The organism is Microbacterium aquimaris (assembly GCF_039531285.1).
GTDB lineage: Bacteria > Actinomycetota > Actinomycetes > Actinomycetales > Microbacteriaceae > Microbacterium > Microbacterium aquimaris.
Genome location: NZ_BAAAPT010000002.1, coordinates 571,546 through 597,847, shown reverse-complemented (window position 1 = coordinate 597,847; position 26,302 = coordinate 571,546). Strand labels below are relative to the sequence as shown.

Here is a 26,302-nt window from a genome sequence, read left to right as displayed (position 1 = left end):
ATGTCGAAGCACGTCCTGAGCCTCCTCGTCGAGGACAAGCCCGGTCTGCTCACGCGCGTGGCGGGCCTGTTCGCCCGCCGTGGTTTCAACATCGAGTCCCTCGCGGTCGGGGTGACCGAGGTGCCGGGGCTTTCGCGCATCACCGTCGTCGTCGACGTCGAAGGGCTTCCCCTCGAGCAGGTGACAAAGCAGCTGAACAAGCTCGTGAACGTCATCAAGATCGTCGAGTTGGAGCCGGCCGCGTCGGTGCAGCGCGAGCACATGCTCGTCAAGGTGCGCGCCGACAACCAGAACCGGTCGAACGTCCTCGAAGTCGTCAACCTCTTCCGCGCCTCGGTGGTCGACTACGCCCCCGACGCGGTCGTGGTGGAGATCACCGGCGACCACGGCAAGGTCGAGGCCTTCCTGCGCGCCATCGAGCCGTTCGGCGTGAAGGAACTCGCCCAGTCGGGCCTGCTCGCGATCGGCCGCGGCCCCAAGAGCATCACCGAACGCGTCCTGCGCGGCTGACGCATCCTTTTTCGCTTCTCGCTCCCCGGTCGTTGAGCGCGCGAAGCGAAACCATACGCAACGACCCACACTGAAGGAGACACACGAATGGCCGAGATCTTCTACGACGACGACGCCGACCTGAGCATCATCCAGGGCAAGAAGGTGGCGATCGTGGGCTACGGCTCGCAGGGCCACGCCCACGCGCAGAACCTGCGCGACTCGGGCGTCGAGGTCGTCATCGGGCTCAAGGACGGCTCGAAGTCGACCCAGAAGGCGCAGGAGGAGGGCTTCGAGGTCAAATCGGTCGCCGACGCCGCCGAGTGGGCCGACCTCATCATGATCCTGGCGCCCGACCAGCACCAGCGCTCGATCTTCACCGACAGCATCAAGGACAAGCTGACCGCGGGCAAGACGCTCGCCTTCGCGCACGGCTTCAACATCCGCTTCGGCTACATCGATGCGCCCGAGGGCGTGGACGTGATCCTGGTCGCCCCGAAGGCCCCCGGTCACACCGTGCGTCGCGAGTTCGTCGCCGGCCGCGGCATCCCGGACATCATCGCCGTCGAGCGTGACGCGTCGGGGTCGGCCTGGGACACCGCGCTGTCGTACGCGAAGGCGATCGGCGGTACCCGCGCCGGTGTCATCAAGACCACGTTCACCGAAGAGACCGAGAGCGATCTGTTCGGCGAGCAGGCCGTGCTCTGCGGCGGTGTCTCGCAGCTCGTCCAGTACGGCTTCGAGACCCTCACCGAGGCCGGCTACCAGCCGCAGATCGCCTACTTCGAGGTGCTCCACGAGCTCAAGCTGATCGTCGACCTCATGTGGGAGGGCGGCATCGCCAAGCAGCGGTGGAGTGTGTCGGACACCGCCGAGTACGGCGACTACGTCTCGGGGCCGCGCGTGATCGACCCGAGCGTCAAGGAGAACATGCAGGCCGTTCTCGCCGACATCCAGTCCGGGGCGTTCGCGAAGCGCTTCATCGACGACCAGGACAACGGCGCGACGGAGTTCATGGAGCTGCGCGAGAAGGCCGCGTCGCACCCGATCGAAGCGGTCGGCAAGGAACTGCGCTCGCTCTTCGCGTGGAAGCAGCAGGACGAGGACTACGTCGAGGGCAGCGCCGCGCGCTGACCGAGGTCGTGAACGGAGGGCGGGTGCTTCGGCGCCCGCCCTCCGTCGTTCTTCGTGGGCGGATCGGCCTTCGATGGTCGGGCGATGTCGTTTCGCGTCGCCACGACGACCGGTGGTGACAGGTGACGGTGGCGACGGGCGAGGAGGCCGCGGCTAGGCTGGGGGAGTGACCCCCCGAGACCGCGATGCCCTGAGCTGGGACGGTGACGACGACCCGACCCTCGACACCGGGTCGCACGTCGATGGCCCGGTCGACGACGAAACCGAGGTCGGCCCCGAGCCGGCGGACGGCGCCACCGGGTCCGCGGCGCCGATCGACCTCCCGCCGGGGTACACGGCCGTCGGTCGCGGGTCCGAGGGTGTCGCCCCCTCCGACGGCGAGACCGCTGCGGCAGCCGACGTCGAGGTGTCCGCCGACGCCGAGGTCTCCGCCGGCGAAGACGCGTCCACCGGCGAGGACAGCGGGGATCCGGCAGACGAGGTCGTCGACACACCGTCAATGGGTAACGCCGCGTTGATCGCCCTCGGCGTGCTCGGCGGGGTCTACCTGCTCTACACGGTGGGCTGGATCGTCGGCGGTCTCCGCCTGCAGGATGTCGCCCAGTTCCTCGTCGCCCCCGTCGCCTATCAGGTTGCGCTGTGGATCGCCGTGGCCGCACCCGCGATCTGGTTCGCCGTGACCGTGCTGCTGACGCGTCGCTCGCGCTCCTGGGTGCGATTCGCCTGGCTGGCCGCGGGCGTCGTCCTCCTCGTGCCGTGGCCCTTCGCCATGATCGGAGCCATCGGACAATGACCGACACCACCGGTTCCACCGCGCGCCGTCTCCCGACCTGGATCACCGCCGTCATCTCGGGCGGGTTCGGCCTCTTCTACGCCTACGCCGTGTGGAACGCGCTCGACTTCCTCATCTCCCAGGCCGGTGGCTACCTCGGATTGAGCGTGATCGGCTGGGTCGTGCTCGGCTTCGCCGTCGTCTTCCCGCTCCTCGTGTTCGCCGCCGCCTTCGCACTCGGCCGTCGCCGCGGCGCCATGGGTCTCGCGCTCGTGCTGTTGGTCGGCCTCGGGTTGGTCTCGGTTTTCTGGCTCGACGTGCTCGCCTACTCGTATGCGGCGCCCGAGATCCTGCTCAACGCCCCCGAGGCCTGATCGCGCAGCCACCCGGGCCGTCACACGGTTCGTCGGCCCCGCGCCCGCGCGATAGGCTGAAGGCGGCCTCGCCCTCGCCCCGCGCGGCGCGGCATTCCGCATTGCACCGCGCATTCGCGCACCGCCACCGAAGGAAACACCACGTGTCGAAGCCCGTCGTGCTCATCGCCGAACAGCTCTCTCCCGCCACCATCGACGCCCTCGGTCCGGACTTCGACGTCCGCCACGTCGACGGCACGGACCGCCCCGTGCTCCTGTCGGCACTCGCCGACGCGCACGCGGTGCTCGTGCGCTCCGCGACGAAGATCGACGCCGAGGCCCTCGCGGCCGCGCCGAACCTGAAGGTCGTCGCGCGTGCCGGTGTCGGGCTCGACAACGTCGACATCAAGCAGGCGACCACCTCCGGCGTCATGGTCGTGAACGCGCCGACCTCGAACATCATCTCCGCCGCGGAACTGACCGTCGGCCACATCCTGAGCCTGGCCCGGCGTATCCCCGCGGCGCACGCCTCGCTGTCCGGAGGTGCCTGGAAGCGCAGCTCCTACACCGGCACCGAACTGTTCGAGAAGACCGTGGGCATCATCGGTCTCGGTCGCATCGGTGCGCTCATCGCCGCCCGCCTGCAGGCCTTCGACATGAAGGTCGTCGCCTACGACCCCTACGTCACCAGCGCGCGTGCACAGCAGCTGGGTGTGCAGCTCCTCGGCCTCGACGAGCTGCTGGAGCAGAGCGACTTCGTCACCATCCACATGCCGAAGACCCCGGAGACGACCGGCATGATCGGCGCGGCCCAGCTGAAGCTCATGAAGCCCACCTCCTACGTCGTCAACGTCGCCCGCGGCGGTCTCATCGACGAGGAGGCGCTGTTCGAGGCGCTCACGACCGGCGAGATCGCCGGCGCGGGCCTGGACGTGTTCACCTCCGAGCCCCCGGCCGAAGGCGGCACGGCACACAAGTTGCTCGACCTGCCCAACGTGGTGGTCACCCCGCACCTGGGCGCGTCGACCGAGGAGGCCCAGGAGAAGGCCGGCGTCTCGGTCGCCCGCTCGGTGCGCCTCGCGCTCGGCGGCGAGCTCGTCCCGGACGCGGTCAACGTCGCCGGTGGCGTCATCGACCCCTATGTGCGCCCCGGCATCCCGCTCGTGGAGAAGCTCGGCCAGATCTTCTCCGCCCTCTCGCATTCCCCGCTGACGAGCCTGGACATCGAGGTGCACGGCGAGCTGAAGGACTACGAGGTCGGCGTCCTCAAGCTGGCGGCGCTCAAGGGCGTGTTCACCAACGTCGTCAGCGAGACCGTCTCCTACGTCAATGCTCCGCTGCTGGCGGAGCAGCGCGGTGTCGAGGTGCGTCTGCTCGTCGACGACGACAGTCCCGAGTACCGCAACGTCATCACGTTGCGCGGTGCGCTCAGCGACGGGTCACAGCTGTCGGTGTCGGGCACGCTGACCGGTCCCAAGCAGGTGGAGAAACTGGTGGGCATCAACGGTCACGCGATCGAACTGCCGATCGAGAAGCACCACGTCGTGATGCTCTACACCGACCGTCCGGGCATCGTGGCCGTCTACGGCCAGAAGTTCGGCGAGGCCGGCATCAACATCGCCGGGATGCAGATCGCGCGCGAGACCGCCGGTGGTCAGGCGCTCTCGGTGCTCACCGTCGACTCGCCGGTCGAGGACGCCCTGCTCGAAGAGGTCAGTTCGGCCATCCACGCCGATCTGTTCCGTCAGATCGAGATCACCGAGGCCTGAGCCCTCACGCGTCGCGCGTGGCCTGAACCACCAGCTCCACGAGAGCGTCGAGGTCGGCGCCGCGCGGCAGCGGGCCGGGGAGCACGCCGGTGACCAGGGCGTTGTTGAAGTAGAGCCCGTCACTGACGAGCAGCACGAGCTGCAGGGCGGTCTCGTCACGCACGTGCGGGCGGACCATGTCGGCCCAGCGGTCCCGGATGCCGCGTAGCGCGTCGGACGCGGCCGTGTTGCCCGCCTGAGCGAGCTTCGACGTCGCCGTGATCGCCCGGTCGAGCGGGTGACCGGTCATCACCGACGTGCGCACGAACGCCGCGACGGGACCGTCCGGTGCGGCCGCCAGCTCGTCGATGTCGGCGAGGGCGAGATCGGTCATGCGGCCGATGAGCGCCGTCTCGAGCGCTTCCTTCGACTCGTAGTGGTAGAGCAGGCCGCCTTTGGACACCCCCGCGTCGCGGGCGATCGCATCCATCGTCGCGGCGCGTTCGCCGTCGGTGATGAGGATCGCCTCGTACGCATCGAGGACCTTCTCGCGGGCCAGGGGCGGACGACTCATGTGCTCGATCGTATCGACGGGACACACCCCTCCCTGTTACTATACCGGCTAGACGGTACAGAAATGGGGGTGCGATGTGACGGCACAGACGATGGAGGGCACGCGGGATCAGGGCACCCGTGTGGGGCGGCGCGGCTGGGCCGCGCTGGTGGTCCTCATGCTCCCGGTGCTGCTGGTCTCGGTCGACAACACCGTGCTGAGTTTCGCGCTGCCGGCCATCGGGCGCGACCTCGAACCGACCAGTGCGCAACAACTCTGGATCGTCGACGTGTACCCCCTTGTCCTCGCCGGACTGCTCGTGACGATGGGAACGATGGGAGACCGGTTCGGCCGGCGGCGGATGCTGCTGATCGGCGCCACCGGATTCGCGGCCGTCTCGGCCCTCGCGGCGTTCGCGCCGACGGCCGAAGCCCTCATCGTCGCCCGCGCGGTGATGGGCGTGTTCGGTGCCATGCTCATGCCGTCGACCCTGTCTCTGCTGCGGGGCATCTTCGTCGACCGGGACCAGCGCCGGCTGGCGGTCGCGGTGTGGGCGTCGATGTTCTCCGCCGGTGCCGCGCTCGGGCCGATCGTCGGGGGCGTCCTGCTGGAGCACTTCGGCTGGGGATCGGTGTTCCTGCTGGCCGTGCCCGTGCTGATCCCGCTCCTGCTGCTCGCGCCGTTCGTGGTCCCCGAGAGCCGGGACCCGAAACCAGGGCGCATCGACCCGACCAGCATCGCGCTGTCGATGGCGACGATGGTCCCGATCGTGTTCGCCGTCAAGGAACTCGCGGTGCACGGCGTCGCCGGCGCCACGTGGGCTTTCCTCGCGATCGGGATCGGCTTCGGCGCGGTGTTCGTGCGTCGTCAGTTGCGCATGCCGGTGCCGATGCTCGACATGCGACTGTTCCGCGACGGCACGTTCACCGGTGCGTTGCTGGTGAACCTGCTGTCGGTGGTCGGTCTCGTGGGCTTCCTGTTCTTCGTCGCGCAGCACCTGCAGCTGATCCTCGGCCTCTCGCCGCTGGATGCCGGTCTCGCGCTCGTGCCGGGATTGGCCGCGATGATCGTCTCCGGGCTCCTCGTGGTGCCGGTGGGGCGTCGCGTCGCCCCACGGGTGCTCGTCCCGGCGGCGCTGGCCTTCTCGGCGCTCGGCTACGTCATCGTCGGGCTCTCCGGGTCGGACGCCTCACCGACCACGCTGATCGTGGCGTTCGTCGCGCTGGGCATCGGCATCGGGGCGGCCGAGACCGTCTCCAACGAGCTCATCCTCGCCGGCGCCCCGCCTGCGAAGGCCGGTGCGGCCAGCGCGGTGTCGGAGACGGCGTACGAGCTCGGTGCCGTGTTCGGGACGGCGGTACTCGGCGGGGCCGTGACCGCGCTCTACCGGGTCCGGCTGGACCTGCCGGCACCGCTTCCGTCCGCGGCGTCCGCGGCGGCACGCGAGACGCTCGCAGGAGCGATGCAGGAAGCCGATCGGCTGGGGGGAGCCCTGGGAGGCGCGCTCCGGGACGCCGCCGCGAGCGCGTTCGGCGCGGGTGTCGGGGTCACCGCCGTCATCGGCGCGGCGCTGGTCGTCGTCGCGGCGGTCATCGCCGCCGCTACCCTGGGAGGGTCCCGCGCCCCGTCGCGCATCGAGCGTTGAGGGGGCCGCAGCCCGCGCCGCCCGGTCACCCGGGCCCTGCACCCTAGGAGAGCGATGTCGCGTGTCGTCAAGCTCGCCGTCATCCCCGGTGACGGCATCGGTCCGGAAGTCGTCGCCGAAGCGGAGAAGGTGCTCGGCGCCGTCACCGCCGGAGGGGGGACACGCTTCGAGGCCACCCATTTCTCGCTCGGCGCCGCGCGCTATCTGGAGACCGGCGACACCCTGACCGATGCGGATCTCGCCGCGATCGCCGAGCACGACGCGATCCTGCTCGGCGCGGTCGGGGGAGTACCCGGCGACCCGCGCCTGGCCGGGGCCAACATCGAACGCGGTCTGCTGCTGAAGCTCCGCTTCGAGCTGGACCACTACGTCAACCTGCGTCCCTCGAAGCTGCACCCGGGGTCGAAGAGCCCCCTCGCCGAACCCGGCGACATCGACTTCGTCGTCGTTCGGGAGGGTACCGAAGGGCCCTATGTCGGCAACGGCGGTGCGATCCGCACGGGGACCCCGGCCGAAGTGGCCAACGAGGTCTCGGTCAACACCGCCTTCGGTGTCGAGCGTGTCGTGCGCTACGCCTTCGAGCTGGCGCAGGCCCGCCGACGCGCGCTCACCCTCGTGCACAAGACGAACGTGCTCGTGCACGCCGGTTCGATCTGGAAGCGACTGGTCGAGGAGGTCGGCGCGGAGTACCCCGATGTGGCCGTAGACTACCTCCACGTCGACGCGGCCACGATCTTCCTCGTGAGCGACCCCAGCCGCTTCGACGTGATCGTCACCGACAACCTCTTCGGAGACATCCTCACCGACCTGGCCGGCGCCGTCACCGGTGGCATCGGCCTCGCGGCCTCGGGCAACATCAACCCCGAAGGCGCCTTCCCGTCGATGTTCGAGCCCGTACACGGATCGGCGCCCGACATCGCGGGACAGCAGAAAGCCGACCCCTCGGCGGCGATCATCTCCGTCGCCCTCATGCTCGAACACCTCGGCATGACGGACGAAGCGGCCCGCGTCACCCGCGCGGTCGAAGAAGACGTCGCCGCCCGAGACGGCTCGCCCCGCACCACCTCCGAGATCGGCGACGCGATCGCCGCACGGGTGCAGGCGTAACCTTTGACAAGGCGCATCCCGCGCCTCGAACGCCAGGACGTGACATGACCCTCATCGACTCCGACATCGACGCCGACCTCGAGCCGCTCGAGTTCGCCGTCTCCCGCAACCTCAACGGCGCCTCCGACCAACGCCGCGCGGAGATCCTCGCCGACCCCGGCTTCGGCACCCACTTCACCGACCACATGGTCGACGTGTGCTGGTCGGTCAAGGGCGGATGGCATCGTCCGCGGGTACAGCCGTACGGGCCGTTGTCGTTGGACCCGGCCGCCGCGGTGTTGCACTACGGTCAGGAGGTCTTCGAGGGCATCAAGGCGTACCGCCACGCCGACGGTTCCGTCCACACCTTCCGGCCCGACCAGAACGGTCGACGACTGCAACGCAGCGCCCGACGCCTCGCGCTACCGGAACTGCCCGTGCCCTATTTCCTGCAGTCGCTGACCGAACTCGTCCGCGCCGATCTGGACTGGGTCCCCGCCGGGGACGACCAGAGCCTCTACCTGCGTCCGTTCATGTTCGCCAAGGAGGCCTTCCTCGGCGTGCGCCCGGCCCACAAGGTCGGCTATTACGTGATCGCCAGCCCCGCAGCGGCGTACTTCAAGGGCGGCGTGCAGCCGGTGTCGATCTGGCTGAGTGAGAACTACGCGCGGGCGGGCAAGGGCGGTACCGGTGCGGCCAAGACCGGCGGCAACTACGCGGCGAGCCTGCTTCCGCAGTCCGAGGCGTACGAGCAGGGATGCGACCAGGTGGTCTTCCTCGACTCCGACGGCAACGTCGAGGAGCTCGGCGGGATGAACGTCGTGTTCGTGCACAAGGACGGCACGCTGGTCACGCCCGAGTCGCCCAGCATCCTCGACGGCATCACGCGCAACTCCATCCTGCAGCTGGCACGCGATCGCGGGCACAAGGTCGAAGCGCGCGGCGTCACCCTCGCGGAGTGGCGCGACGGCGTCGCCTCGGGCGACATCGTCGAGGTCTTCGCGTGCGGTACGGCCGCCGTGGTCACACCGATCGGCACCCTCAAGGGCGCCTCCTTCGAGGATCAGCAGCCGCTCGGTGACCTCGCACTGTCGTTGCGGGAGGAACTCACCGACATCCAGTACGGGCGCCGCGAAGACACGCATGGCTGGCTGTACCGCCTGGATGCCTGAGGCCGCCGAGGATCGTAGGGTGGACGGGTGAGGATCGCCCGCTTCAGCCACCAGGACGCCATCAAGTACGGCATCGTCGACGAGCGCGAGCTCGTCGTGCTCGCCGGAGACCCGATGTTCGCGGGGTACGACACGACCGGAGAGCGCGTGCCGCTCGGCGACGTCGCGCTTCTGGCCCCGGTCATCCCGCGCTCGAAGGTGATCGCCGTGGGTCGCAACTACCGCGATCACGCCGCGGAGTTCGACAACGAGGTGCCCGAACAGCCGTTGCTGTTCTTCAAGCCCAACACCTCCGTGATCGGACCCGACGACGCCATCGTGCTGCCCACGCAGTCCGAGCGCGTCGATTTCGAGGGTGAGCTCGCGGTGGTCATGGGGCGCATCGCCAAGAACGTCACGGCCGAGAACGCCCTCGACTACGTCTTCGGCTACACCAACGCCAACGACGTGACCGCTCGCGATCTGCAGCGCACCGACGGACAGTGGGCGCGAGCGAAGGGCTTCGACACGTTCTGCCCGCTCGGACCGATCATCGAGACCGAGTTCGATCCGACCGGTGACGCCGTGCTCACCACCCGCGTCGACGGCGAGGTGCGCCAAGAGGCACCGCTGACCGACATGGTCCACGGTGTCGCGGACGTGATCGCCTTCGCCTCGGCGGCGTTCACGCTGCTGCCGGGCGACGTGATCCTGACCGGTACGCCCTCCGGCGTCGGGCGCATCGGCGCCGGCCAGGCGGTGGAGGTCGAGATCACCGGGCTGGGGATCCTCCGGAACCCCGCCCGCGATGCCTGATACGCCGGTCCTCCCACCCGCCGACGTACGCGGTGTGCAACGGCGCACCGTGGTCGTGCTCTCGATCGGGCAGGTCCTCGGGGGTGTCGCGTTCGGTGCGACCATCTCGCTGGGCGCGGTCCTGGCCGCGCAGATCAGCGGCGACGAAGCGTACTCGGGGCTTGCCACCGCCGCGGTGACGCTCGGGACGGCGGCCTTCGCCGCCCCCCTGGCCGCCTTCGCCCGTCGTCGCGGCCGTCGCCCGGCGCTCGCGACCGGCATGGCCGTGGCGCTCATCGGTGTGCTCCTGGTGGTCGTCGGGACGGCGACGTCGATCTTCCCCGTCCTGCTGTTGGCGTTCGCCCTCATCGGAGCCGGGCAGGCGGCCAACCTGCAGTCCCGCTTCGCCGCCGCCGACCTGGCGACGGAGGCGTCCCGCGGCCGGGACCTGTCGGTCGTGGTGTGGGCGACGACCCTCGGCGCCGTGCTCGGACCGAATCTCATCGGACCCGGTGAGGCCCTCGGTGCGATGGTCGGGATGCCGCCCCTGACCGGACCGTACCTGTTCACCGTCGCCGGTCAGGGCCTGGCCATCATCCTCTACCTCGCCGCGCTGCGACCTGACCCGCTGTTGACCGCGCAGGCGGCCGTCGCCGCCGACCGCTCGCGTGGGACGGGGTCGATCGCCGGGGCCGACCGACCCCGGGTGGCCCGATTCGCGATCTTCGCGGTCGCCGCAGCGCACGGCGTCATGGTCTCGGTGATGGCGATGACGCCGGTCCACCTGCTGCACCACGGCGCGACACTCACCATCGTCGGCCTGACCATCAGCCTCCACATCGCCGGGATGTACGCTCTGGCGCCCGTCTTCGGCGTGCTGGCCGACCGCTGGGGGAGGATGCCGACGATCCTCCTGGGCCAGGTGCTCCTGGCAGCGTCACTCGTGCTGGCCTTGGTCGGGCAGGACTCCACGGCGCTGGTCACCGTCGCGCTCGTGCTGCTGGGGCTCGGGTGGAGTGCCGCCACCGTCGCGGGGGCGGCACTGCTGACCGAGGCCAGTGACGAGGACCGTCGCACACGCCGTCAGGGCCTCAGCGACACCGTCATGAGTCTCGTCGGTGCCGCCGGGGCGATCGCCGCCGGGGTCATCCTCGGCTGGATCGGGTACGGCGGCCTCGCCCTGGTGGTCGGAGTCGCCGTGGTCGCGGTCGTGGTCTGCGCCCCGGCCGGTCGGCTGACCCCGCAACGGGCAGGGTCCGCGCCGACCTAGACTGGAGGCGATGGCTTCCGTTGACCCCCGCACCACCACCGCATCCGGCTCCGACATCCGGGTGCGCTTCTGTCCCTCGCCCACCGGCCTGCCCCACGTCGGGCTCGTGCGCACCGCGCTGTTCAACTGGGCGTACGCCCGCCACAACGGCGGCAAGATGGTCTTCCGTATCGAGGACACCGATGCCGCACGCGACAGCGAAGAGAGCTACCTGCAGCTGCTGGACGCACTGCGGTGGTTGAAGATCGACTGGGACGAGGGCGTCGAAGTGGGCGGTCCGCATGCGCCTTACCGGCAGTCGCAGCGGCACGACTTGTACCGCGGGGTGCTCGACAAGCTCCTCGCCGCCGGGGTGGTCTACGAGAGCTACTCCACCGCTGCCGAGATCGACGCGCGCAACGAGGCCAACGGTCGGGCGAAGCAGCTCGGCTACGACAACTACGATCGCGACCTCACCGACGAGCAGAAGGCGGCCTTCCGCGCGGAGGGGCGCGAGCCCGCGTACCGTCTGCGCGTGCCGGACGAGGATCTGACCTATGTCGACCTCATCCGCGGCGAGGTCACCTTCCCCGCGGGGTCGTTCCCGGACTTCGTCATCGTGCGCGCCGGGGGAGTGCCGCTCTACACGTTCGTGAATCCCGTCGACGACGCGCTCATGGGGATCACGCACGTCCTGCGCGGCGAAGATCTCATGCCCTCCACCGCACGCCAGCTCTCTCTGTACCGGGCGCTCGTGGATGCCGGGGTGACCGACTTCATCCCGCGCTTCGGCCACATGCCCCTCGTGCTCGGCGAGGGCACGAAGAAGCTCTCCAAGCGTGACCCGCGTGCGGACCTGTTCCTCCAGCGTGAGAAGGGTTTCACCCACGAAGGTCTGCTGAACTACCTGGCGCTGCTCGGATGGTCGATCGCCCCCGATCGCGACGTCTTCACGCTCGACGAGCTGGTCGAAGCGTTCGACATCGCCGATGTGAACCCGAACCCGGCCCGATTCGACCAGAAGAAGGCCGAGGCCATCAACGGCGACCACATCCGGATGCTGCAGCCGGCGGACTTCGCCGCGCGTATCGTCCCCTACCTCGTCGCGGAAGGGCTCGTCGCCGACCCGCCCACCGACGACGAGCACCGCCTCATCGCTGCGGCCGCTCCGCTCGTGCAGGAGCGTATGCCCCTCCTCGGCGATGCGCCGGGCCTGCTCGGGTTCCTGTTCGTCGATGAGGTGGACTATCAGGAGGACGCGCTCAAAGGGCTTCCGGACAACGCCGACGAGGTGCTCGTCGCCTCGGTGGCGGCGTTGGAACTGATCCCCGAGGCCGAATTCGCCGCCGCCGCCATCCAGGAGGCGCTCGCGGGCGCACTCGTGGAGGGTCTGGGGCTCAAGCCCCGTGTCGCCTACGGTCCGCTCCGAGTCGCGTTGAGCGGACGCCGTGTCTCGCCGCCGCTGTTCGAGTCCATGGAATTGCTCGGCAAGCCCGAGACGCTCCGCCGCCTCGGTGCGCTGGTCGGACACCGGGGTTGACGCGGGCCTGGTTTGTCACCGGGCTCCGAGTCGTCTAGACTCGATCTTCGGCACGACCCCGGTCGGAACCGGTGGGGTATGGTGTAATTGGCAACACGGCTGATTCTGGTTCAGTTGTTCTTGGTTCGAGTCCAGGTACCCCAGCCAACGTGCGAAAACCCCCGCTCAGCGGGGGTTTTCGCGTTTCCGGATCGATCGCACGAGGCGCGCCTTCGTGGGGTCGCGGCATCCGATAATGGGGGGATGAGTACCGCGTCGCCCGTGCCGGAGCGGGAAGAGCTCGCCGAGCTCCGCCGGCGTGCATACGGGCCGGAGCCGGACATCACGCGCGCCGAGGCCTTGCGTCTCCACCGACTCGAGGAGGCCCGGCGCCACGGACGCGTCCGCTACGTGACGGTGCGCGATCCCGAGGTGGCCACGGGTGCCCCCGGCGGCGCAGCGGCCGGTGGGGGAGGCGCCACCGCCGCGGCAGAGGCGCGCGTCGTCGACGCGACACCCGGGATCACCTCCGACCGGGGATCTCGCGACGACGACTCCGCGGTGGCCCTGTCCGACGAGACAGCCGACCCGACACGCGTGCGACCACCTCACCGCCGGCGATGGACCCGCGGGTCGGTCGTCCCCTTGATGTGGGCTCTGGGCGGCGCGGCATGCGGTGCTGCGGTCGTGGCCGGGACGTGGGCGCTGTCCGTGCCCCGCCCCGATATCACCCTCGAGCCGGTCGATCCGGCGACCACCGGTCTCGTGGAGGTGCCCTCGGACCTCGAGGCCGAGCTCGAGCGCGGTGGGTCGACCTCCACCAGGTTCGAGGACTACTCCGGGGCCGCGCTGTTCGGCCAGGCACGCGAGGACGGCGGCCGGTGTCTCGTCGCCGCCGCCGAGGAGGGGCCATTCAGCGTGGGGTGCGCGCCGGCGGGGTTGGTGCCGGTGATGGATGTCCCCGCCTCGACCGAGGGCGGGTTCACCGCGGTCGATCCCCGCACCGGGGAGGGGCTGCCGGATGGGAGTACCGTGCGCTTCACCTGGGAGAGCGAATCCGGGCTGCAGGGGTGGGTGGCGCTCATCGACGGCGAGGCGACCACCGGATTCTACTGATCGTCGTCCGAGGCCCTGATCTGCCCGTCGACGTAGAACCAGCGCCCTCCCTCGCGGACGAATCGCGAGCGCTCGTGCAGGATACCGAGGCCGGCCGTGGTCAGATAGGTCGCGCGGAACTCCACGACCCCGGTGTCCTCATCCGGTCCTCCCGCGACGACGTCGACGATCTGCAGGCCGCGCCACCGGGGCCCGTCATCGAGGTCGAGCCGTGCGGGACGGGTGTCGGGATGCCACGTGCGCAGGAGCCATGCGGCGTCGCCTCGACGGAACGCGTCGAACCGCGAGCGCATGAGTGCTTCGGCAGTCGGGGGTTCGTCGGAGTCTGCGTCCATGCCGCCATTCCACCATTCGACCGGGGCGGGGTGGGGGAGCGGCGCCGAGCGTTCTCGTCGTCTGTCCGATTCTTCTCGTCGTCTGTCCGATACAGACGTCGACCGACTCGCCTTCTTCTCGTCGTCTGTCCGATTCAGACGTCGACCGACTCGCCGGGGTCGAGCTCGAAGAACTCTCCGCCGTTTTGCTCGACGGCCCACGTGAGACGAGCCCGGCCCATCTGGCGTCCTGCCACCGAGAGGGTCATGTCGTGTGTTCCGAACGCGCTGCGCGGCTTCACCGCCAGGACGAACTCCATCGCCTCGCCGATCTTGAGCCACGGCGCCCCGACGGGCGCGGCGAGCAGTTTCACGGGGGCCTCCGGCACGGCGTAGGAGTCGCCGGGGTAGTACACGGTGTCGTTGACCAGGACGCCGATGTTGTCGATCACCGGGATCGATTCGTGGATGACCGCGTGGCGCCCGCCGAAGAAGCGCAACGTGAACGGCCCCGCCGTCACCGCGTCGCCGGGGGAGACCACCGTGATCTCGTAGTCGGCCGCCGCGTCGGCGACACCCCGCGGGCCGAAGATCGGCGTCCCCGGGAAGGCCTTCAGGATGCGGTCGAGGTGTTGCGGTGTCCAGTGGTCCGGATGCTCGTGGGTGATCACGACGCCGACGACGTCTTCGAGGTCCGTCAGCGGAGACGTGAACGAGCCGGGGTCGACGATGAGGGTCTTCCCGGACTCCCGGAGAGTGAGCGTGGCATGCTCGAATTTGGTCACTCGCATGCTCAGAGTCAACTCCGGCGGGGGTCTCCGGGCAAGCCGAAGCACCGGGTGTGACCTCGATTTGTACGATCGAGAAAACCCGTGCCATAATCGAACGGTTGCCTTCCGGCCCCATCGTATAGCGGCCTAGTACGCCGCCCTCTCACGGCGGTAACGCGGGTTCGAATCCCGCTGGGGTCACCAGACGAGAAATCGTCTCCGGCAACGTCACGAAGCCCCCGGTCAGACCGGGGGCTTCGTTCATTTCCGATGTGGTGTCGCGGCCCCGGGGTGGGTCGGGGCGCCCGTCGATGACGCAGGAGATCCTGACGCCGATCAGCGGGATCACCCTTCTTCCAGCGTGTTCGGCGTCGATCTCCTGCGTTGTTCACGCATGCGCGCGGACGCCGTGTGCTGGCCAGGCCGGGGGGGTAGTGCAGCGACGAGCGGCGGGGGTGAGCCGGCCCCAGCTCCGGCTCACCCCCGATCGACGGTCCTCGCCGTGGCATCGAGCGCGCGACACCGGCGGTACGCGGCCTCGCACGCTGATGGCGCCCCGACCGTCGCGGGAGGACCGGTTGCGGCCGCGTTGGGGGCACGACCGGGCGCGGGCGGGCGGTGGATCCTCTGATCGTGACGTGAGGATCCGCCGCACTTCCTCCCGGACGATCGGGGGCAGGACAAGTCTTGTCCGGGCCGAGTCGCGACGACATAGACCCAGGTCCACAACGAGCGGATCGCGTGGTCAGCGTCGCCAGGTACCGAGGCCTTGGGAGTCGAAGAACTCCAGCGTGAGGGCGTCGACCCCGGCGGGGCCGCGGGTGAACGTCGCCGACGACAGGGAGCCCTCGGGCGCGTTCTCCCCGGTCGGGACGAAGGAGAACACATCCCCGTCCCAGGCGGACAGCTCGACGGTGTAGTCGCCGTCCGGGCCCATGGCCAGCACCAGTGCGCCGTCGCGTTCGGAGACGGTGAGGGCGCCGAAGTAATCGTTGCCATAGGTCCCCGTGTAGTCGGACGGAGGACCGGCGGGCTCGGGGTCGCCGGGCGCGGATGCGTCGACCAGGTCGCCGGCCGGCGCGGTGAGGCTCGCGACGGCGCTCTGGTAGTCGGTGACCCAGTCGCGGGTCACCTCCCCGTATTGCACGAGATCGAGGAACTGCGCGTTCACCGCTTCGGGCAGGCCGTAGGGCGCACCGTTGGTGAGGGTGACGATCCCGAGGTCCAGGCTCGGGATCATGCGGATGTTCGTCGCGGCGCCCAGGACGAATCCGCCCGAGTGGCCGATCACCGTCCGGCCTCCCGCGGCCGACTCGGCGTTGAACCCGAAGCCGTACAGGCTGGTGCGCCACGTGTTGTCCATCGGGTGTCCGGAGACCGTTTCGCCCGTGGTCGCCGCGGTCAAGGCGGCCGGGTCGAAGACCTGATCGCCGTCGTGCTCACCATCGGCGAGTACGGCGTTCATCCACACGGCCAGGTCGAGCACGTTCGAGGAGACACCACCGGCGGGCGCCTGCGGGTCGGGGTCTCGTGTGAAGACGGGCTGGAACTCGCCGTCGACGAAGGCGTGGATGTCGGCGCGGTTGTCCCGGGCGAGGAAGTCGTCGTAGCGCGAACTGGTGTGCGTCATCCCGAGCGGCTCGTACACGAGCTCTTCGACGGCATCCTCCCAGGGCATCCCCACGGCGGCAGCGGCCGCCTCGGCACCGACGGTGATGCCGTAGTTGGAGTAGTGGTAGGTCGAGCGGAAAGCGTCCAGCGGGAGCATCTGGAGGTGTTCCAGCACGTATGCCCGGTCGTACCCGAGGTCTTCGAGGTCGTCTCCCGCGCCGGTGGCGAGGCCCGAACGGTGGGAGAAGTAGTCGGCGACGGTGGCGTTCTCGGTCACATAAGGGTCGGCGAGGGCGAAGTCGGGCAGGAGCGAGGAGACGGGGGTCTCCCAGGTCAGGGCTCCTTCGGCGATCGCGGCCGTGATCGCCGTCGAGGAGATCGACTTCGACACCGATGCGATCTGGAAGACGGTCTCGGCATCGACCGCGTCGTCGCCACCCGCGCTCTTCACCCCGTAGCCGTCGGAGAAGACCACCTCGCCGTCATGGACGACGGCGACGGCCAGTCCGGGAACGCCCGTCTCCTCGAGGTCGGCTTCGATGATCTCCGGAAGGGCGCTGAGGGCGTCGGCGACCGCGTCGTCGAGGTCGCCGTCGACGACGGCGATCGCGTCCGCGGGCGGGGCCGCCGCGACGTCGACGTCGACGATGCCGTCGGCGGACTCGGGGGCGCACGCCGTGAGGGCGACCCCCAGAGCGGCGAGTCCGGCGAGGGGGGCGAGGAAGCGGGGCATGGGATCTCCCGAATAGAGACAGAAAGGGGCATCCTCAGTCTTGCCGACCCCGTGCGGAAGGGACATGGACCCAGGTCCATTCCCCACGGGGCGGATGCGGGAGGATAGTCGGATCCGCCGATGATGACCGGGAGGATGGATGTCGACGCCCACGCGCTATCGCGCGCCCTCCATCCGCTCACTGTGGTGGGCGCTGAGCATCCTCGTCGTGCTCGGCTCGATGCTCTCGATGGTCGTGTCGGCGATGGTGTTGCCCGACGCCGGGAGCGGGGCGGTGCCGATCGCGTTGTTCGCCGTCGTGGCGGTCGTCTACTTCATCGCCGGGGGCATCGCGTGGCTGCGCCGCCCCGCCAACGCGATCGGGATGCTGCTGGTGTGGGGCGGTATGGCGCTGACCGTCGCCAACCTCGCCAACGCGCCCGTGCCGGCGTTGGCGGCACTGGGCGACATGTTCGCCACCGCCGTGCTCGCGGTGATCGTGCACCTGCTGCTGGCCTTCCCGACCGGGCGATTGAAGGGGGCGGCGCCGATGGCGCTCGCCCTCTCGGCATACGCGATTGCGATACTCGTCCCCCTTCCGGCGCTCGTGCTGAACACCGGAGCGGGTGTCGTCGCGATCGTGCAGAGCGCGGCGGGGCTGGTCTTGATGATCTCCACCGCCGTCTTGCTGGCCGCCCGGCTCCGGCGTTCGGACGGGCGCGCCCGGCGTGTGCTCCTGCCGCTGTACACCTATGGGATCGTGGCGGTCCCGGCGCTGGTGGCGCTCCCGGCTCTCCTCCCGAGCGACCAGGGCGTCCTCCGGGCGGGCCTGCAGCTCCTGCTCCTGCTCGGCGTTCCGATCGCCTTCCTCATCGGTGTGCTCTCCGGCGGGTTCACCGCCACGCGCGAGCTGGCCGACCTCGGGGAAAGACTGTCGACGACGTCTCCCGGCGACGGGTCCCTCTCTGATGCGGTCGCCGACACACTCGGTGACCCCTCGCTGCGGGTGCTGCTGCGTTCCGGGGCTGTCCTCGTCGACGAGGACGGCGATCCGGCCCGGGTCTCGGCACACCCTGACCGCGGCGTCGTCGTCGTCGACGTCGACGGGCGCCCCGTCGGGGCGATCGAGTACGACAAGCGATCCGAGATCGACGAGGCGCGGGTCCGCCGCGCGGGTCGGATCATCGCCGTCGCAATCGACCGGGCCCGCCTGACCGCCGAGCTCCGTCAGAGCCGCCGCGAGGTCGTCGCCTCCCGCATCCGCATCGTCGAGGCCACCGACCGTGAGCGCTTCCGTATCGCCCAGGACCTCCACGACGGACTGCAGGCTCAGCTCGTCCTGCTGGGTGTCGAGGCGCAGCAGATCGCGCACACTCCCGGGGCGGGCGACGAGGTGGCCGACGCCGCCACTGCGCTGCGCCGCCGCATCGACGAAGCGGCGGGCGATCTGCGACGCCTGGTCCACGACGTCCTACCGATGCCGTTGATGGAGCGCGGCGTCGTCGCCGCCGTCGAAGACCTCGTCGATCGGATGCCGATCCCGACGGCACTTTCCGCACGGATCGACAACGGGGCGTTGCCGGATGCGACCGGTACGACCGCCTACTTCGTCGTGGCCGAGGCCCTGGCCAACGCGGTCAAGCACGCCGACGCGCAGCGAGCGACCGTGACGCTGTCACACGAAGGCCCGACCCTGCACATCACCGTCGTCGACGACGGCACCGGCGGGGCGGATGAGAACGGCCGTGGCCTGCGCGGACTCGCCGATCGCGTCGACGCGATGGGCGGCGCATGGTTCCTGTCCTCGCCCGTGGGGGCCGGTACGCGGGTGGAGGTGCGGCTGCCGTGCGCGTCGTGATCGGTGAGGACGAAGCGCTCCTGCGGCAGGGACTCGCGCTGCTGCTGCAGCAGGACGGTCTCGACGTGGTCGCGGTGGCCGCGAACGCCGCGGAGCTCGAGGCGGCGGTAGACCTGCACGAGCCCGACGTCGTCATCACCGACATCCGGATGCCGCCCTCGTTCACCGATGAGGGCCTCGTCGCCGCCGCACGGATCCGTCGCCGCCGCCCGTCCATGCCGGTGGTGGTGCTCTCGCAACACGTGCAACGTCGATACGCCGAGGAGCTGATCCGCGACGGGGGAGCGGGGATCGGCTACCTGCTCAAGCAGCGCATCGCCGACGTGCGCACCTTCACCGCCGACCTGCGGCGGGTCGCCCGCGGCGGTACGGCGTTGGACCCGGACGTCGTCGAGATCATGGTCGCGCGGGCCCGCATGCTCGGCGGGGGTGTGGAAGCGCTGACGCCTCGGCAGCGCGAGGTGCTCGCCCTCATGGCGCAGGGGCGCAGCAACGGTGCGATCGCCGCGGAGCTCGGCTTGTCGGAGAAGGCGATCGTGCAGCACACCTCGAACATCTACGACATGCTCGGGCTGGCCGTCGACGCCGACGACCACCGCCGGGTGCTCGCCGTCATCCACTACCTGACGCATTGACCTGCCCCGGCCGGGCACGTCTCACGCGTCGCGTGGGTTGCTCCCGCCGGGTTCGGCGGTCTCCGGGCCGTCGCCGGTGGGGGCTGTCCGCGCGTGGCCGCGGCGAGAACGGCGGCGGCGACCGAGCGCGATCACGAGCCAGACGACGGCGAAGGCCAGCGCGACGACGAACAGCCACGGCACGAGGAACCCGAGTCCGACGACGATGCCGTTCAGGGTGGCGATGAGCCCGTTCCAGCCGGCGGCCAGACCGTCCGCGAACCCGGCCGGGTCCGCGGCGACCTGCTCTGTCGGTTCGACGAGTGTGACGGTGAGGGTGGAGGTGGCGACGCGTTCTTGCAGGTCCTCCCATTGCGCGCGGTAGGACTCCAGGAGCGCCTGGCGTTCGGCGAGCGCGGCCTCCGCGGCGATGAGGTCGGACAGGTCGCCGGCTTCATCCAGCAGCTCGGACAGCCGCTGTACGGACGCTTCGGCCGCCTCGATACGTGCACGCAGGTCGATCGTCTGCTCGGTCACGTCGAAGCCGTCGACCGAGGTCGAGCGCACCTCGCCGATGCCCGACAGGTCCGCCAGCATCGCATCCAGGTGATCGGCGGGCACGCGCACGGTGATCCACGACCCGGGGGCGGACGGGAAGGGGAACGATGTGTCCACGATTCCGGAGGTGGCGGGGTCGTCGGACGGGCCTTCCGCACCGTCTGCGGCGCCTTCTCGCGTGATCGTCAACGTCTCGACCCAGCCGCCGCGTGCGCGGGCGTTCTCGGCGACCGCGTCGGCGGCGACGGCCACGTCCTCGACGTCGAGGGTCGCCGATGCCGAGGTGACGACATCGCGGTCGACCTCACCGACGATCTGAGACATCGCCGCGTCCGCGTCGGCCAAGCCGGAATCGGACGCCCCGTCGCTCGAGAGGTCTCCCAGCTCCTCCTCGGTCCGCTCCACCGCCTCACCCGCGATCACCGCACCGTCCCCGGCGGAGGGTGTCGTGGCGGTCACCACGGCGGGACCGATGACCGCGGCGACGGCCACCACGGCCACGGCCGCGGTGCCGCCCGCCCACCAGCGCGCCCGGCGGGTGCGCCGGCGTGCACGGTCATCGGCGATCCCGGTGAACACCGAGGCCTCGATGCGGTCCAGGCTCTTCTCCGACAGGTCCGGCAACGGCTCGTTCGAGGTCATGGCGAGTTCTCCTTCACGGTCGTCCGCAGCCGAGAGCGGATGCGGGACAGACGATTGCGGACCACCCCGTGGGTCACACCCAATCGCGCCGCGGCGGCGGCGTAGTCGAGCCCGTCGACGGCGCACAGCAGGAAGATGCCGCGGTCCAGGTCGCCGAGCCCCTCCACCTCGTCGCCGATGCGTCGGGCGAGGTCGGCGCCGATCACCTGCTGCTCCACGTCGGTTCCCGCGGGAACGGCATCGGTCAGGTCGCTCCGGTGCTCGCGGTCGCGGCGCTGCGCGCGCATCCGGTTCGCCGACTGCAACCGGCAGATCGTGACCAGCCAGGGAAGCAGCGACTCACCTGCCAGCCGTAGCGTCGGCAGCTTGCGCCAGGCGACCAGGAACGTCTCCTGGAGCACGTCCTCGGCGTCGGCCGCGTCCCCCAGGAGGGCGTAGGCGACCCGGTACAGCGGCGTGGCGTAGGAGCGGTACAGCGCGCGGAACGCGTGCTCGCTGCCGCTCGCGGCACGGGCGACGAGCGCGGCATCGGTCGACGCGGGCGCGGTGTTCATCGGGGCATGGGGGTCATGCGGTCTGGCTCCTTCGGGGCCGGGGGCCTTCACCGGGAAAGTGTCGGCACGGGCGTGATCGTCTCACATGGGTCCGGTCCGCCGTCGGCGGGCGGGTATCGTGGGGCGCGCGAGAGGGAGTATCCCGTCCTCGCGTGTCCGTCATCACGGGTCCTCGCCGACCCCGGGCGCGCGCCGCGTGAGCGGGGGAGAGACTTTCGGTGATTCGTCCTCCCCTTCGAAAGGCCCCCATGGGTTACGAGATCCCCACGTGGTTCCAGATCGCGGCACTGTCGGTGCTGGTGCTCATCCTGATCGCCGACCTGCTGCTGATCCTCAAGCGGCCGCACATCCCCTCGATGCGCGAAGCGACGCTGTGGGTGGTGTTCTACGTGAGCCTGGCACTGGTGTTCGCCGCGGTGTTGCTGTGGGTGACCGGAAGCCACGACGCGATGGGCGAGTTCGTCGCCGGATGGTTGACCGAGTACAGCCTCTCGGTGGACAACCTGTTCGTCTTCGTCCTCCTCATGAGCCAGTTCGCGGTCCCGCGCCGCTACCAGCAGGAAGTCCTGATGGTCGGGATCATCATCGCCCTGGTCCTCCGGGCGATCTTCATCATGCTCGGTGCGGTGCTCATCGAGAACCTCAGTTGGGTCTTCTACGTCTTCGGACTCTTCCTCGTCTACACCGCCTGGCGGCAGGCGTTCCCGGGCAAGCACGAGGAGGACGCGCAGACAGAGACCGGCCTGGTGCGCTTCATGCGCCGCTTCGTCAACATCGCCGACACGTACGACGGACCCAAGCTGCGCACGGTGGTGGCGGGCAAGAAGGTGTGGACGCCGATGATCCTCGTCTTCGTCGCGATCGGCTTCACCGACCTCGTCTTCGCGATCGACTCGATACCCGCGATCTTCGGCATCACCCAGAGCGCGTTCATCGTGTTCACCGCGAATCTGTTCGCCCTCATGGGGCTGCGCCAGCTGTACTTCCTCCTCGGCGGCCTCCTCGACCGACTCAAATACCTCCACTACGGCATCGCCTTCATCCTCGCCTTCATCGGGGTGAAGCTGTTCCTGCACGCCCTGCACGTGAACGAGTTGCCCTTCATCAACGGCGGTGAGAACGTCTCGTGGGCGCCGGAGATCTCCACGTGGGTCTCGCTCGCGGTCATCGTGCTGTCCATGGTCGTCGCCACCGTGGCAAGCCTCATCGCCGCCGGAAGGCAGCCGCATCCGGCCGTCGCCGGCGGAGGATCGGTCCCGTCGGTGCCGGACGGCACCGGTGCCACCGGTGCGGAGGAAGCCGCCTCACAGGTCGCCGAGGAGAAGGCGACCCCGCCCACCGTGGAGCCGCCCCACGAAGATCGCCGCTGATCGGGCCGGGCGCCCACGCGTCCGACGGCGATCGACACGGTGGTAACCTGGCAGCGTGCGGATCGCTCGCCTTCTCCTTAGCGGCCGCGACGAGTCCTCGTAATCCAGGCCTCACTCGTCGCGGAGTTTCGTCGCGGGCTTGATCCCCCATCCCGAGGAGAACGCAATGAGCACACCCACACCCGACGCGTCCGTCATCCCGGACCGCCCCCGGACCTTGGCCGAGAAGGTCTGGGAGGACCACCTCGTGGTCAAGGGCGAAGACGGTCAGCCCGACCTGATCTACATCGACCTGCACCTGGTCCACGAGGTCACCAGCCCGCAGGCCTTCGACGGTCTGCGCAGTGAAGGACGCCGCGTCCGCCGCCTCGAGCACACGATCGCCACCGAGGACCACAACACCCCGACCCTCGAGATCCACCGGCCGATCGCCGACCCGACCAGCCGCACCCAGATCGAAACCCTGCGACGCAACGCCGAGGAGTTCGGGGTGCGTCTGCACTCGCTGGGCGACAAGGAGCAGGGCATCGTCCACGTGGTCGGCCCGCAGCTGGGACTGACGATGCCCGGCATCACCGTCGTGTGCGGTGACTCGCATACCTCGACCCACGGCGCGTTCGGCGCGATGGCGTTCGGCATCGGCACAAGCGAGGTCGAGCACGTCCTGGCCACCCAGACCCTGCCGCTCAAACCGTTCAAGACCATGGCGATCACCGTCGAGGGCGATCTGAAACCCGGCGTCACCGCGAAGGACATCATCCTCGCCGTGATCGCGAAGATCGGCACCAACGGCGGGCAGGGCTACGTGCTCGAGTTCCGCGGCAGCGCCATCCGCAGCCTCTCCATGGAGGGGCGCATGACGATGTGCAACATGTCGATCGAGGCCGGTGCCCGCGCCGGAATGGTCGCCCCGGACGAGACGACCTTCGCGTACCTGAAGGGACGCGACCACGCCCCGACCGGTCAGGACTGGGAGGACGCCGTCGCCTACTGGCGCACGCTGCCTTCGGATGAGGGCGCCGTCTACGACGCCGAGGTCTTCCTCGACGCCGCGGAGCTGGAGCCGTTCGTGACGTGGGGCACCAATCCCGGCCAGGGCGTGTCGCTCAACGACAGGGTGCCTTCGCCGGAGGAGTTCTCCGACCCGAACGAGCGGGTCGCCGCCGAGCGTGCGCTGGACTACATGGATCTGCAGGCCGGCACGCCGATGAAGGAGATCCCCGTCGACGCCGTCTTCATGGGCTCGTGCACCAACAGTCGCATCGAGGACCTGCGCGAATTCGCCTCGATCATCCAGGGGCGCACCAAGGCCCCCGGTGTGCGGGTCATGGTCGTCCCCGGTTCGGCGCGCGTGCGCCTGGAGGCCGAGGCCGAGGGGCTCGACAAGATCATCACCGACTTCGGGGCGGAGTGGCGGTTCGCCGGATGCTCGATGTGTCTGGGCATGAACCCCGACCAGCTGAGCCCGGGGGAGCGGTGTGCCTCCACGAGCAACCGCAACTTCGAGGGCCGGCAGGGCAAGGGGGGCCGCACCCACCTGGTCTCGCCCCTGGTGGCGGCCGCGACGGCCGTCCGCGGGACCCTGTCCAGCCCCTCTGATCTCGAACCCGCGGCCGAGAACGTGCCCGCGACCACCGGAGCGGAGGCCTGACATGGACAGCTTCACCACCCACACCGGCGTCGCCGCCCCGCTGCGCCGTTCGGCCGTCGACACCGACCAGATCATCCCCGCCGTGTACCTCAAGCGGGTCACCAAGACCGGTTTCGAGGACGCGCTGTTCGCCAACTGGCGTCAGGACCCCGACTTCATCTTGAACCAGCCCGCGTACGCGTCGGCGTCGATCCTCGTGGCCGGCCCCGACTTCGGCACCGGATCGAGCCGCGAGCACGCCGTCTGGGCGTTGCGCGACTACGGGTTCAAGGTCGTGCTGAGTACGAAGTTCGCCGACATCTTCCGGGGGAACGCCGGCAAGCAGGGGCTGGTGACCGGGGTGATCACCGAGGCGGAGCTCGAGGCCTTCTGGGCCGCGATGGAAGCGGATCCCGGTGCGCAGATGACGGTGGACCTGGAGACGCGAACCGCCGTACTCGGCGATCTCGAAGCTGGATTCGAGATCGACGATTACACTAGGTGGCGGCTTCTCGAGGGGCTCGACGACATCGGGCTCACCCTGCGGAACGAACACAAAATCGCAGAATTCGAGGCTCGCCGCGAGGCGTGGCGGCCGCGGACGATCCCCGTCCGTTGAGCCCGGGCTCCTCCCCACGGAGGAGTCGGCGACAAGCGCCCCTCGAACATGCAAGTGAGGTTCACCGGATGAAGACACTTCTCAACGACACGGCCGAGCCCACGTCAGGAGAGAAGCACATGACCGGAGAAACGCTGCGGATCACCGGCGGCCGTCCCTTGCGCGGCCGCGTCGAGGTGAAGGGTGCGAAGAACCTCGCCACGAAGGCGATGGTCGCCGCGCTGCTCGGGGAGACGACCAGCGTGCTCCGGGACGTGCCCGACATCAGCGACGTGCAGGTGGTGCGCTCGCTCCTCGAGGTCCACGGCGTCACGGTCGAGGAGGGGCCCGAACCGGGGAGTCTGACCTTCGACCCGCGCGGCGCGGTCGCGGCGCACTTCGAGGAGATCGACGCCCACGCCGGTGCCTCCCGCATCCCGATCCTCTTCTGCGGACCTTTGCTGCACCTTCTCGGTGAAGCGCTCATCCCGGATCTGGGCGGATGCCGGATCGGCGACCGTCCGATCAACTTCCACATGGATGCGTTGCGCGCCTTCGGCGCGGTCATGGACAAGAGCTACGAGGGCATCCGCATCACCGCCCCCGACGGGTTGCACGGCGCGGCGATCGAACTGCCGTACCCGAGCGTCGGCGCCACCGAGCAGGTGCTGCTGACCGCGGTCCGTGCCAAGGGGACGACCGAGTTGCGCAACGCGGCGATCGAACCCGAGATCATGGATCTGATCGCCGTGCTGCAGAAGATGGGCGCGATCATCTCCTACGAGCCCAACCGGGTGATCCTCATCGAGGGCGTCGAGACCCTCCGTGGCTATGACCACCGTTGCATCTTCGATCGCAACGAGGCCGCCTCGTGGGCCTGTGCGGCGCTGGCCACCGACGGGGAGATCTTCGTCGGCGGCGCCAAGCAGCAGGAGATGCTCGTCTTCCTCAACGTCTTCCGCAAGGCCGGCGGTTGGTTCGACGTCCACGAGGACGGCATCCTGTTCCGGCGGGACGGCTCCCTCAAACCCGTCATGGTCGAAACCGACGTGCACCCCGGATTCATGACCGACTGGCAGCAGCCGTTGATCGTGGCGCTCACCCAGGCAGAAGGGCGCTCGATCGTGCACGAGACGGTGTACGAGAACCGGCTGGGGTTCACGGCGGCCCTCAACCAGATGGGAGCCGACATCGTCGTGCACCCGGACGGTCTGGACACCCCCGACCGTCGTGTGCCGCGCCGTGCTCTCGAGCAGGCCGCCGTGATCAACGGACCCACGCCCCTGCACGGTGCCGACGTGGTCGTCCCGGACCTCCGCGGTGGATACAGCTATCTCATCGCGGCCCTGGCGGCGGAGGGCGAGTCGATCGTCCGGAACGTCGACATCCTCCGGCGCGGGTACGAGAAGCTGTTCACCAAGCTCGACGCCCTCGGGGCCGACTACGACGTCATCGGATGAC

At 69.5% G+C, this 26,302-nt stretch carries 24 protein-coding genes and 2 tRNA genes; 20 read left to right on the top strand and 6 right to left on the bottom strand.

The window, feature by feature from the left end; genetic code table 11:
* The 5 genes from ilvN (at position 1) to serA (ending at position 4,517) form a co-directional block, all read left to right on the top strand.
* A complete protein-coding gene (gene ilvN, locus ABD204_RS12435; RefSeq protein WP_194424580.1) occupies positions 1 to 510 on the top strand; it encodes an acetolactate synthase small subunit in 510 nt (169 codons plus the stop codon).
* A gap of 87 nt (positions 511 to 597) precedes the next feature.
* Positions 598 to 1,623 carry a ketol-acid reductoisomerase gene (ilvC, locus tag ABD204_RS12430; protein WP_194424581.1) on the top strand — a complete coding sequence of 342 codons (1,026 nt, stop codon included), beginning with the start codon at positions 598 to 600 and terminating at the stop codon, positions 1,621 to 1,623.
* A gap of 166 nt (positions 1,624 to 1,789) precedes the next feature.
* On the top strand, positions 1,790 to 2,416 hold the full coding sequence (locus ABD204_RS12425; RefSeq protein WP_194424582.1) for a DNA polymerase III subunit gamma/tau: 627 nt from the start codon (positions 1,790 to 1,792) through the stop codon (positions 2,414 to 2,416).
* Positions 2,413 to 2,769, top strand: a complete 357-nt coding sequence (locus ABD204_RS12420; RefSeq protein ID WP_194424583.1) for a hypothetical protein — start codon at positions 2,413 to 2,415, stop codon at positions 2,767 to 2,769. The genes ABD204_RS12425 and ABD204_RS12420 overlap by 4 nt, the downstream gene beginning before the upstream one ends.
* Before the next feature lie 143 nt (positions 2,770 to 2,912).
* The gene (gene serA / locus ABD204_RS12415) at positions 2,913 to 4,517 is read left to right on the top strand and encodes a phosphoglycerate dehydrogenase (RefSeq protein ID WP_194424584.1); all 1,605 of its coding nucleotides are present in this window, start codon (positions 2,913 to 2,915) and stop codon (positions 4,515 to 4,517) included.
* Between the two features lie 4 nt (positions 4,518 to 4,521).
* Here serA and ABD204_RS12410 read toward each other — a convergent pair whose 3' ends face one another.
* Positions 4,522 to 5,070, bottom strand: coding sequence for a TetR/AcrR family transcriptional regulator (locus tag ABD204_RS12410; RefSeq protein ID WP_194424585.1), 549 nt, complete (start codon positions 5,068 to 5,070; stop codon positions 4,522 to 4,524).
* Positions 5,071 to 5,161: 91 nt separating this feature from the next.
* Between ABD204_RS12410 and ABD204_RS12405 the strand changes: the two genes are divergently transcribed.
* The 8 genes from ABD204_RS12405 (at position 5,162) to ABD204_RS12370 (ending at position 13,610) form a co-directional block, all read left to right on the top strand.
* A complete protein-coding gene (locus ABD204_RS12405; protein WP_194425005.1) occupies positions 5,162 to 6,694 on the top strand; it encodes an MFS transporter in 1,533 nt (510 codons plus the stop codon).
* A 54-nt stretch (positions 6,695 to 6,748) separates the two neighbouring features.
* Complete coding sequence (locus ABD204_RS12400; RefSeq protein ID WP_194424586.1) at positions 6,749 to 7,801, top strand: 3-isopropylmalate dehydrogenase; 1,053 nt, start codon at positions 6,749 to 6,751, stop codon at positions 7,799 to 7,801.
* A 44-nt stretch (positions 7,802 to 7,845) separates the two neighbouring features.
* Positions 7,846 to 8,952, top strand: a complete 1,107-nt coding sequence (locus ABD204_RS12395; RefSeq protein WP_194424587.1) for a branched-chain amino acid aminotransferase — start codon at positions 7,846 to 7,848, stop codon at positions 8,950 to 8,952.
* A gap of 27 nt (positions 8,953 to 8,979) precedes the next feature.
* Complete coding sequence (locus tag ABD204_RS12390; protein ID WP_194424588.1) at positions 8,980 to 9,747, top strand: fumarylacetoacetate hydrolase family protein; 768 nt, start codon at positions 8,980 to 8,982, stop codon at positions 9,745 to 9,747.
* Positions 9,740 to 10,996 carry an MFS transporter gene (locus ABD204_RS12385; RefSeq protein WP_194424589.1) on the top strand — a complete coding sequence of 419 codons (1,257 nt, stop codon included), beginning with the start codon at positions 9,740 to 9,742 and terminating at the stop codon, positions 10,994 to 10,996. The genes ABD204_RS12390 and ABD204_RS12385 overlap by 8 nt, the downstream gene beginning before the upstream one ends.
* 10 nt (positions 10,997 to 11,006) lie before the next feature.
* The gene (gene gltX / locus ABD204_RS12380) at positions 11,007 to 12,515 is read left to right on the top strand and encodes a glutamate--tRNA ligase (RefSeq protein ID WP_194424590.1); all 1,509 of its coding nucleotides are present in this window, start codon (positions 11,007 to 11,009) and stop codon (positions 12,513 to 12,515) included.
* 72 nt (positions 12,516 to 12,587) lie between these two features.
* Positions 12,588 to 12,662: transfer RNA gene (locus ABD204_RS12375), tRNA-Gln, on the top strand.
* Positions 12,663 to 12,758: 96 nt separating this feature from the next.
* Positions 12,759 to 13,610, top strand: a complete 852-nt coding sequence (locus tag ABD204_RS12370) for a hypothetical protein (RefSeq protein ID WP_194424591.1) — start codon at positions 12,759 to 12,761, stop codon at positions 13,608 to 13,610.
* Here ABD204_RS12370 and ABD204_RS12365 read toward each other — a convergent pair.
* Together ABD204_RS12365 and ABD204_RS12360 are read right to left on the bottom strand one after the other, a co-directional pair.
* Positions 13,604 to 13,945: a YchJ family protein gene (locus tag ABD204_RS12365; RefSeq protein ID WP_206697371.1), complete on the bottom strand. Its 342-nt coding sequence runs from the start codon at positions 13,943 to 13,945 to the stop codon at positions 13,604 to 13,606. The genes ABD204_RS12370 and ABD204_RS12365 overlap by 7 nt on opposite strands.
* Before the next feature lie 134 nt (positions 13,946 to 14,079).
* Positions 14,080 to 14,715 (bottom strand): MBL fold metallo-hydrolase, encoded by a 636-nt coding sequence (locus ABD204_RS12360; RefSeq protein ID WP_194424592.1) that lies wholly within the window; start codon positions 14,713 to 14,715, stop codon positions 14,080 to 14,082.
* Between the two features lie 107 nt (positions 14,716 to 14,822).
* On the opposite strand from ABD204_RS12360, the gene ABD204_RS12355 reads away from it, so the two are divergent.
* A tRNA-Glu gene (locus tag ABD204_RS12355) sits at positions 14,823 to 14,898 on the top strand.
* Between the two features lie 541 nt (positions 14,899 to 15,439).
* On the opposite strand, the gene ABD204_RS12350 is transcribed toward ABD204_RS12355, so the two are convergent.
* Complete coding sequence (locus tag ABD204_RS12350; protein ID WP_194424593.1) at positions 15,440 to 17,038, bottom strand: serine hydrolase; 1,599 nt, start codon at positions 17,036 to 17,038, stop codon at positions 15,440 to 15,442.
* A 139-nt stretch (positions 17,039 to 17,177) separates the two neighbouring features.
* Between ABD204_RS12350 and ABD204_RS12345 the strand changes: the two genes are divergently transcribed.
* Both ABD204_RS12345 and ABD204_RS12340 read left to right on the top strand, forming a co-directional pair.
* Positions 17,178 to 18,875, top strand: coding sequence for a histidine kinase (locus tag ABD204_RS12345; RefSeq protein ID WP_194424594.1), 1,698 nt, complete (start codon positions 17,178 to 17,180; stop codon positions 18,873 to 18,875).
* Positions 18,863 to 19,510 (top strand): response regulator, encoded by a 648-nt coding sequence (locus tag ABD204_RS12340; protein WP_194424595.1) that lies wholly within the window; start codon positions 18,863 to 18,865, stop codon positions 19,508 to 19,510. The genes ABD204_RS12345 and ABD204_RS12340 overlap by 13 nt, the downstream gene beginning before the upstream one ends.
* A 21-nt stretch (positions 19,511 to 19,531) precedes the next feature.
* On the opposite strand, the gene ABD204_RS12335 is transcribed toward ABD204_RS12340, so the two are convergent.
* Positions 19,532 to 20,689, bottom strand: a complete 1,158-nt coding sequence (locus tag ABD204_RS12335) for a DUF4349 domain-containing protein (RefSeq protein ID WP_194424596.1) — start codon at positions 20,687 to 20,689, stop codon at positions 19,532 to 19,534.
* Positions 20,686 to 21,243, bottom strand: a complete 558-nt coding sequence (locus ABD204_RS12330; RefSeq protein ID WP_194424597.1) for an RNA polymerase sigma factor — start codon at positions 21,241 to 21,243, stop codon at positions 20,686 to 20,688. The genes ABD204_RS12335 and ABD204_RS12330 overlap by 4 nt, the downstream gene beginning before the upstream one ends.
* A gap of 248 nt (positions 21,244 to 21,491) precedes the next feature.
* On the opposite strand from ABD204_RS12330, the gene ABD204_RS12325 reads away from it, so the two are divergent.
* The 4 genes from ABD204_RS12325 (at position 21,492) to murA (ending at position 26,301) form a co-directional block, all read left to right on the top strand.
* The gene (locus tag ABD204_RS12325; protein ID WP_194424598.1) at positions 21,492 to 22,613 is read left to right on the top strand and encodes a TerC family protein; all 1,122 of its coding nucleotides are present in this window, start codon (positions 21,492 to 21,494) and stop codon (positions 22,611 to 22,613) included.
* A gap of 166 nt (positions 22,614 to 22,779) precedes the next feature.
* Positions 22,780 to 24,264, top strand: a complete 1,485-nt coding sequence (leuC, locus tag ABD204_RS12320) for a 3-isopropylmalate dehydratase large subunit (RefSeq protein WP_194424599.1) — start codon at positions 22,780 to 22,782, stop codon at positions 24,262 to 24,264.
* A gap of 1 nt (position 24,265) precedes the next feature.
* Positions 24,266 to 24,862: a 3-isopropylmalate dehydratase small subunit gene (leuD, locus tag ABD204_RS12315; protein ID WP_194424600.1), complete on the top strand. Its 597-nt coding sequence runs from the start codon at positions 24,266 to 24,268 to the stop codon at positions 24,860 to 24,862.
* A 68-nt stretch (positions 24,863 to 24,930) separates the two neighbouring features.
* Complete coding sequence (gene murA, locus ABD204_RS12310; RefSeq protein WP_194424601.1) at positions 24,931 to 26,301, top strand: UDP-N-acetylglucosamine 1-carboxyvinyltransferase; 1,371 nt, start codon at positions 24,931 to 24,933, stop codon at positions 26,299 to 26,301.
* Position 26,302: the final 1 nt, after the last annotated feature.

What these genes read in the sequence shown, in the direction of transcription:
- ilvC (WP_194424581.1), top strand. Translation starts at nt 598, where the DNA reads ATGGCCGAGATCTTCTACGACGACGACGCCGACCTGAGCATCATCCAG.
- ABD204_RS12400 (WP_194424586.1), top strand. Translation starts at nt 6,749, where the DNA reads ATGTCGCGTGTCGTCAAGCTCGCCGTCATCCCCGGTGACGGCATCGGT.
- leuC (WP_194424599.1), top strand. Translation starts at nt 22,780, where the DNA reads ATGAGCACACCCACACCCGACGCGTCCGTCATCCCGGACCGCCCCCGG.
- ABD204_RS12405 (WP_194425005.1), top strand. Translation starts at nt 5,162, where the DNA reads ATGGAGGGCACGCGGGATCAGGGCACCCGTGTGGGGCGGCGCGGCTGG.
- murA (WP_194424601.1), top strand. Translation starts at nt 24,931, where the DNA reads ATGAAGACACTTCTCAACGACACGGCCGAGCCCACGTCAGGAGAGAAG.
- ABD204_RS12330 (WP_194424597.1), bottom strand. Translation starts at nt 21,243, where the DNA reads ATGAACACCGCGCCCGCGTCGACCGATGCCGCGCTCGTCGCCCGTGCC.
- ABD204_RS12350 (WP_194424593.1), bottom strand. Translation starts at nt 17,038, where the DNA reads ATGCCCCGCTTCCTCGCCCCCCTCGCCGGACTCGCCGCTCTGGGGGTC.
- ABD204_RS12410 (WP_194424585.1), bottom strand. Translation starts at nt 5,070, where the DNA reads ATGAGTCGTCCGCCCCTGGCCCGCGAGAAGGTCCTCGATGCGTACGAG.
- leuD (WP_194424600.1), top strand. Translation starts at nt 24,266, where the DNA reads ATGGACAGCTTCACCACCCACACCGGCGTCGCCGCCCCGCTGCGCCGT.
- gltX (WP_194424590.1), top strand. Translation starts at nt 11,007, where the DNA reads ATGGCTTCCGTTGACCCCCGCACCACCACCGCATCCGGCTCCGACATC.
- ilvN (WP_194424580.1), top strand. Translation starts at nt 1, where the DNA reads ATGTCGAAGCACGTCCTGAGCCTCCTCGTCGAGGACAAGCCCGGTCTG.
- ABD204_RS12385 (WP_194424589.1), top strand. Translation starts at nt 9,740, where the DNA reads ATGCCTGATACGCCGGTCCTCCCACCCGCCGACGTACGCGGTGTGCAA.
- ABD204_RS12370 (WP_194424591.1), top strand. Translation starts at nt 12,759, where the DNA reads ATGAGTACCGCGTCGCCCGTGCCGGAGCGGGAAGAGCTCGCCGAGCTC.
- ABD204_RS12420 (WP_194424583.1), top strand. Translation starts at nt 2,413, where the DNA reads ATGACCGACACCACCGGTTCCACCGCGCGCCGTCTCCCGACCTGGATC.
- ABD204_RS12335 (WP_194424596.1), bottom strand. Translation starts at nt 20,689, where the DNA reads ATGACCTCGAACGAGCCGTTGCCGGACCTGTCGGAGAAGAGCCTGGAC.
- ABD204_RS12345 (WP_194424594.1), top strand. Translation starts at nt 17,178, where the DNA reads ATGTCGACGCCCACGCGCTATCGCGCGCCCTCCATCCGCTCACTGTGG.
- ABD204_RS12395 (WP_194424587.1), top strand. Translation starts at nt 7,846, where the DNA reads ATGACCCTCATCGACTCCGACATCGACGCCGACCTCGAGCCGCTCGAG.
- ABD204_RS12360 (WP_194424592.1), bottom strand. Translation starts at nt 14,715, where the DNA reads ATGCGAGTGACCAAATTCGAGCATGCCACGCTCACTCTCCGGGAGTCC.
- ABD204_RS12325 (WP_194424598.1), top strand. Translation starts at nt 21,492, where the DNA reads ATGGGTTACGAGATCCCCACGTGGTTCCAGATCGCGGCACTGTCGGTG.
- ABD204_RS12365 (WP_206697371.1), bottom strand. Translation starts at nt 13,945, where the DNA reads ATGGACGCAGACTCCGACGAACCCCCGACTGCCGAAGCACTCATGCGC.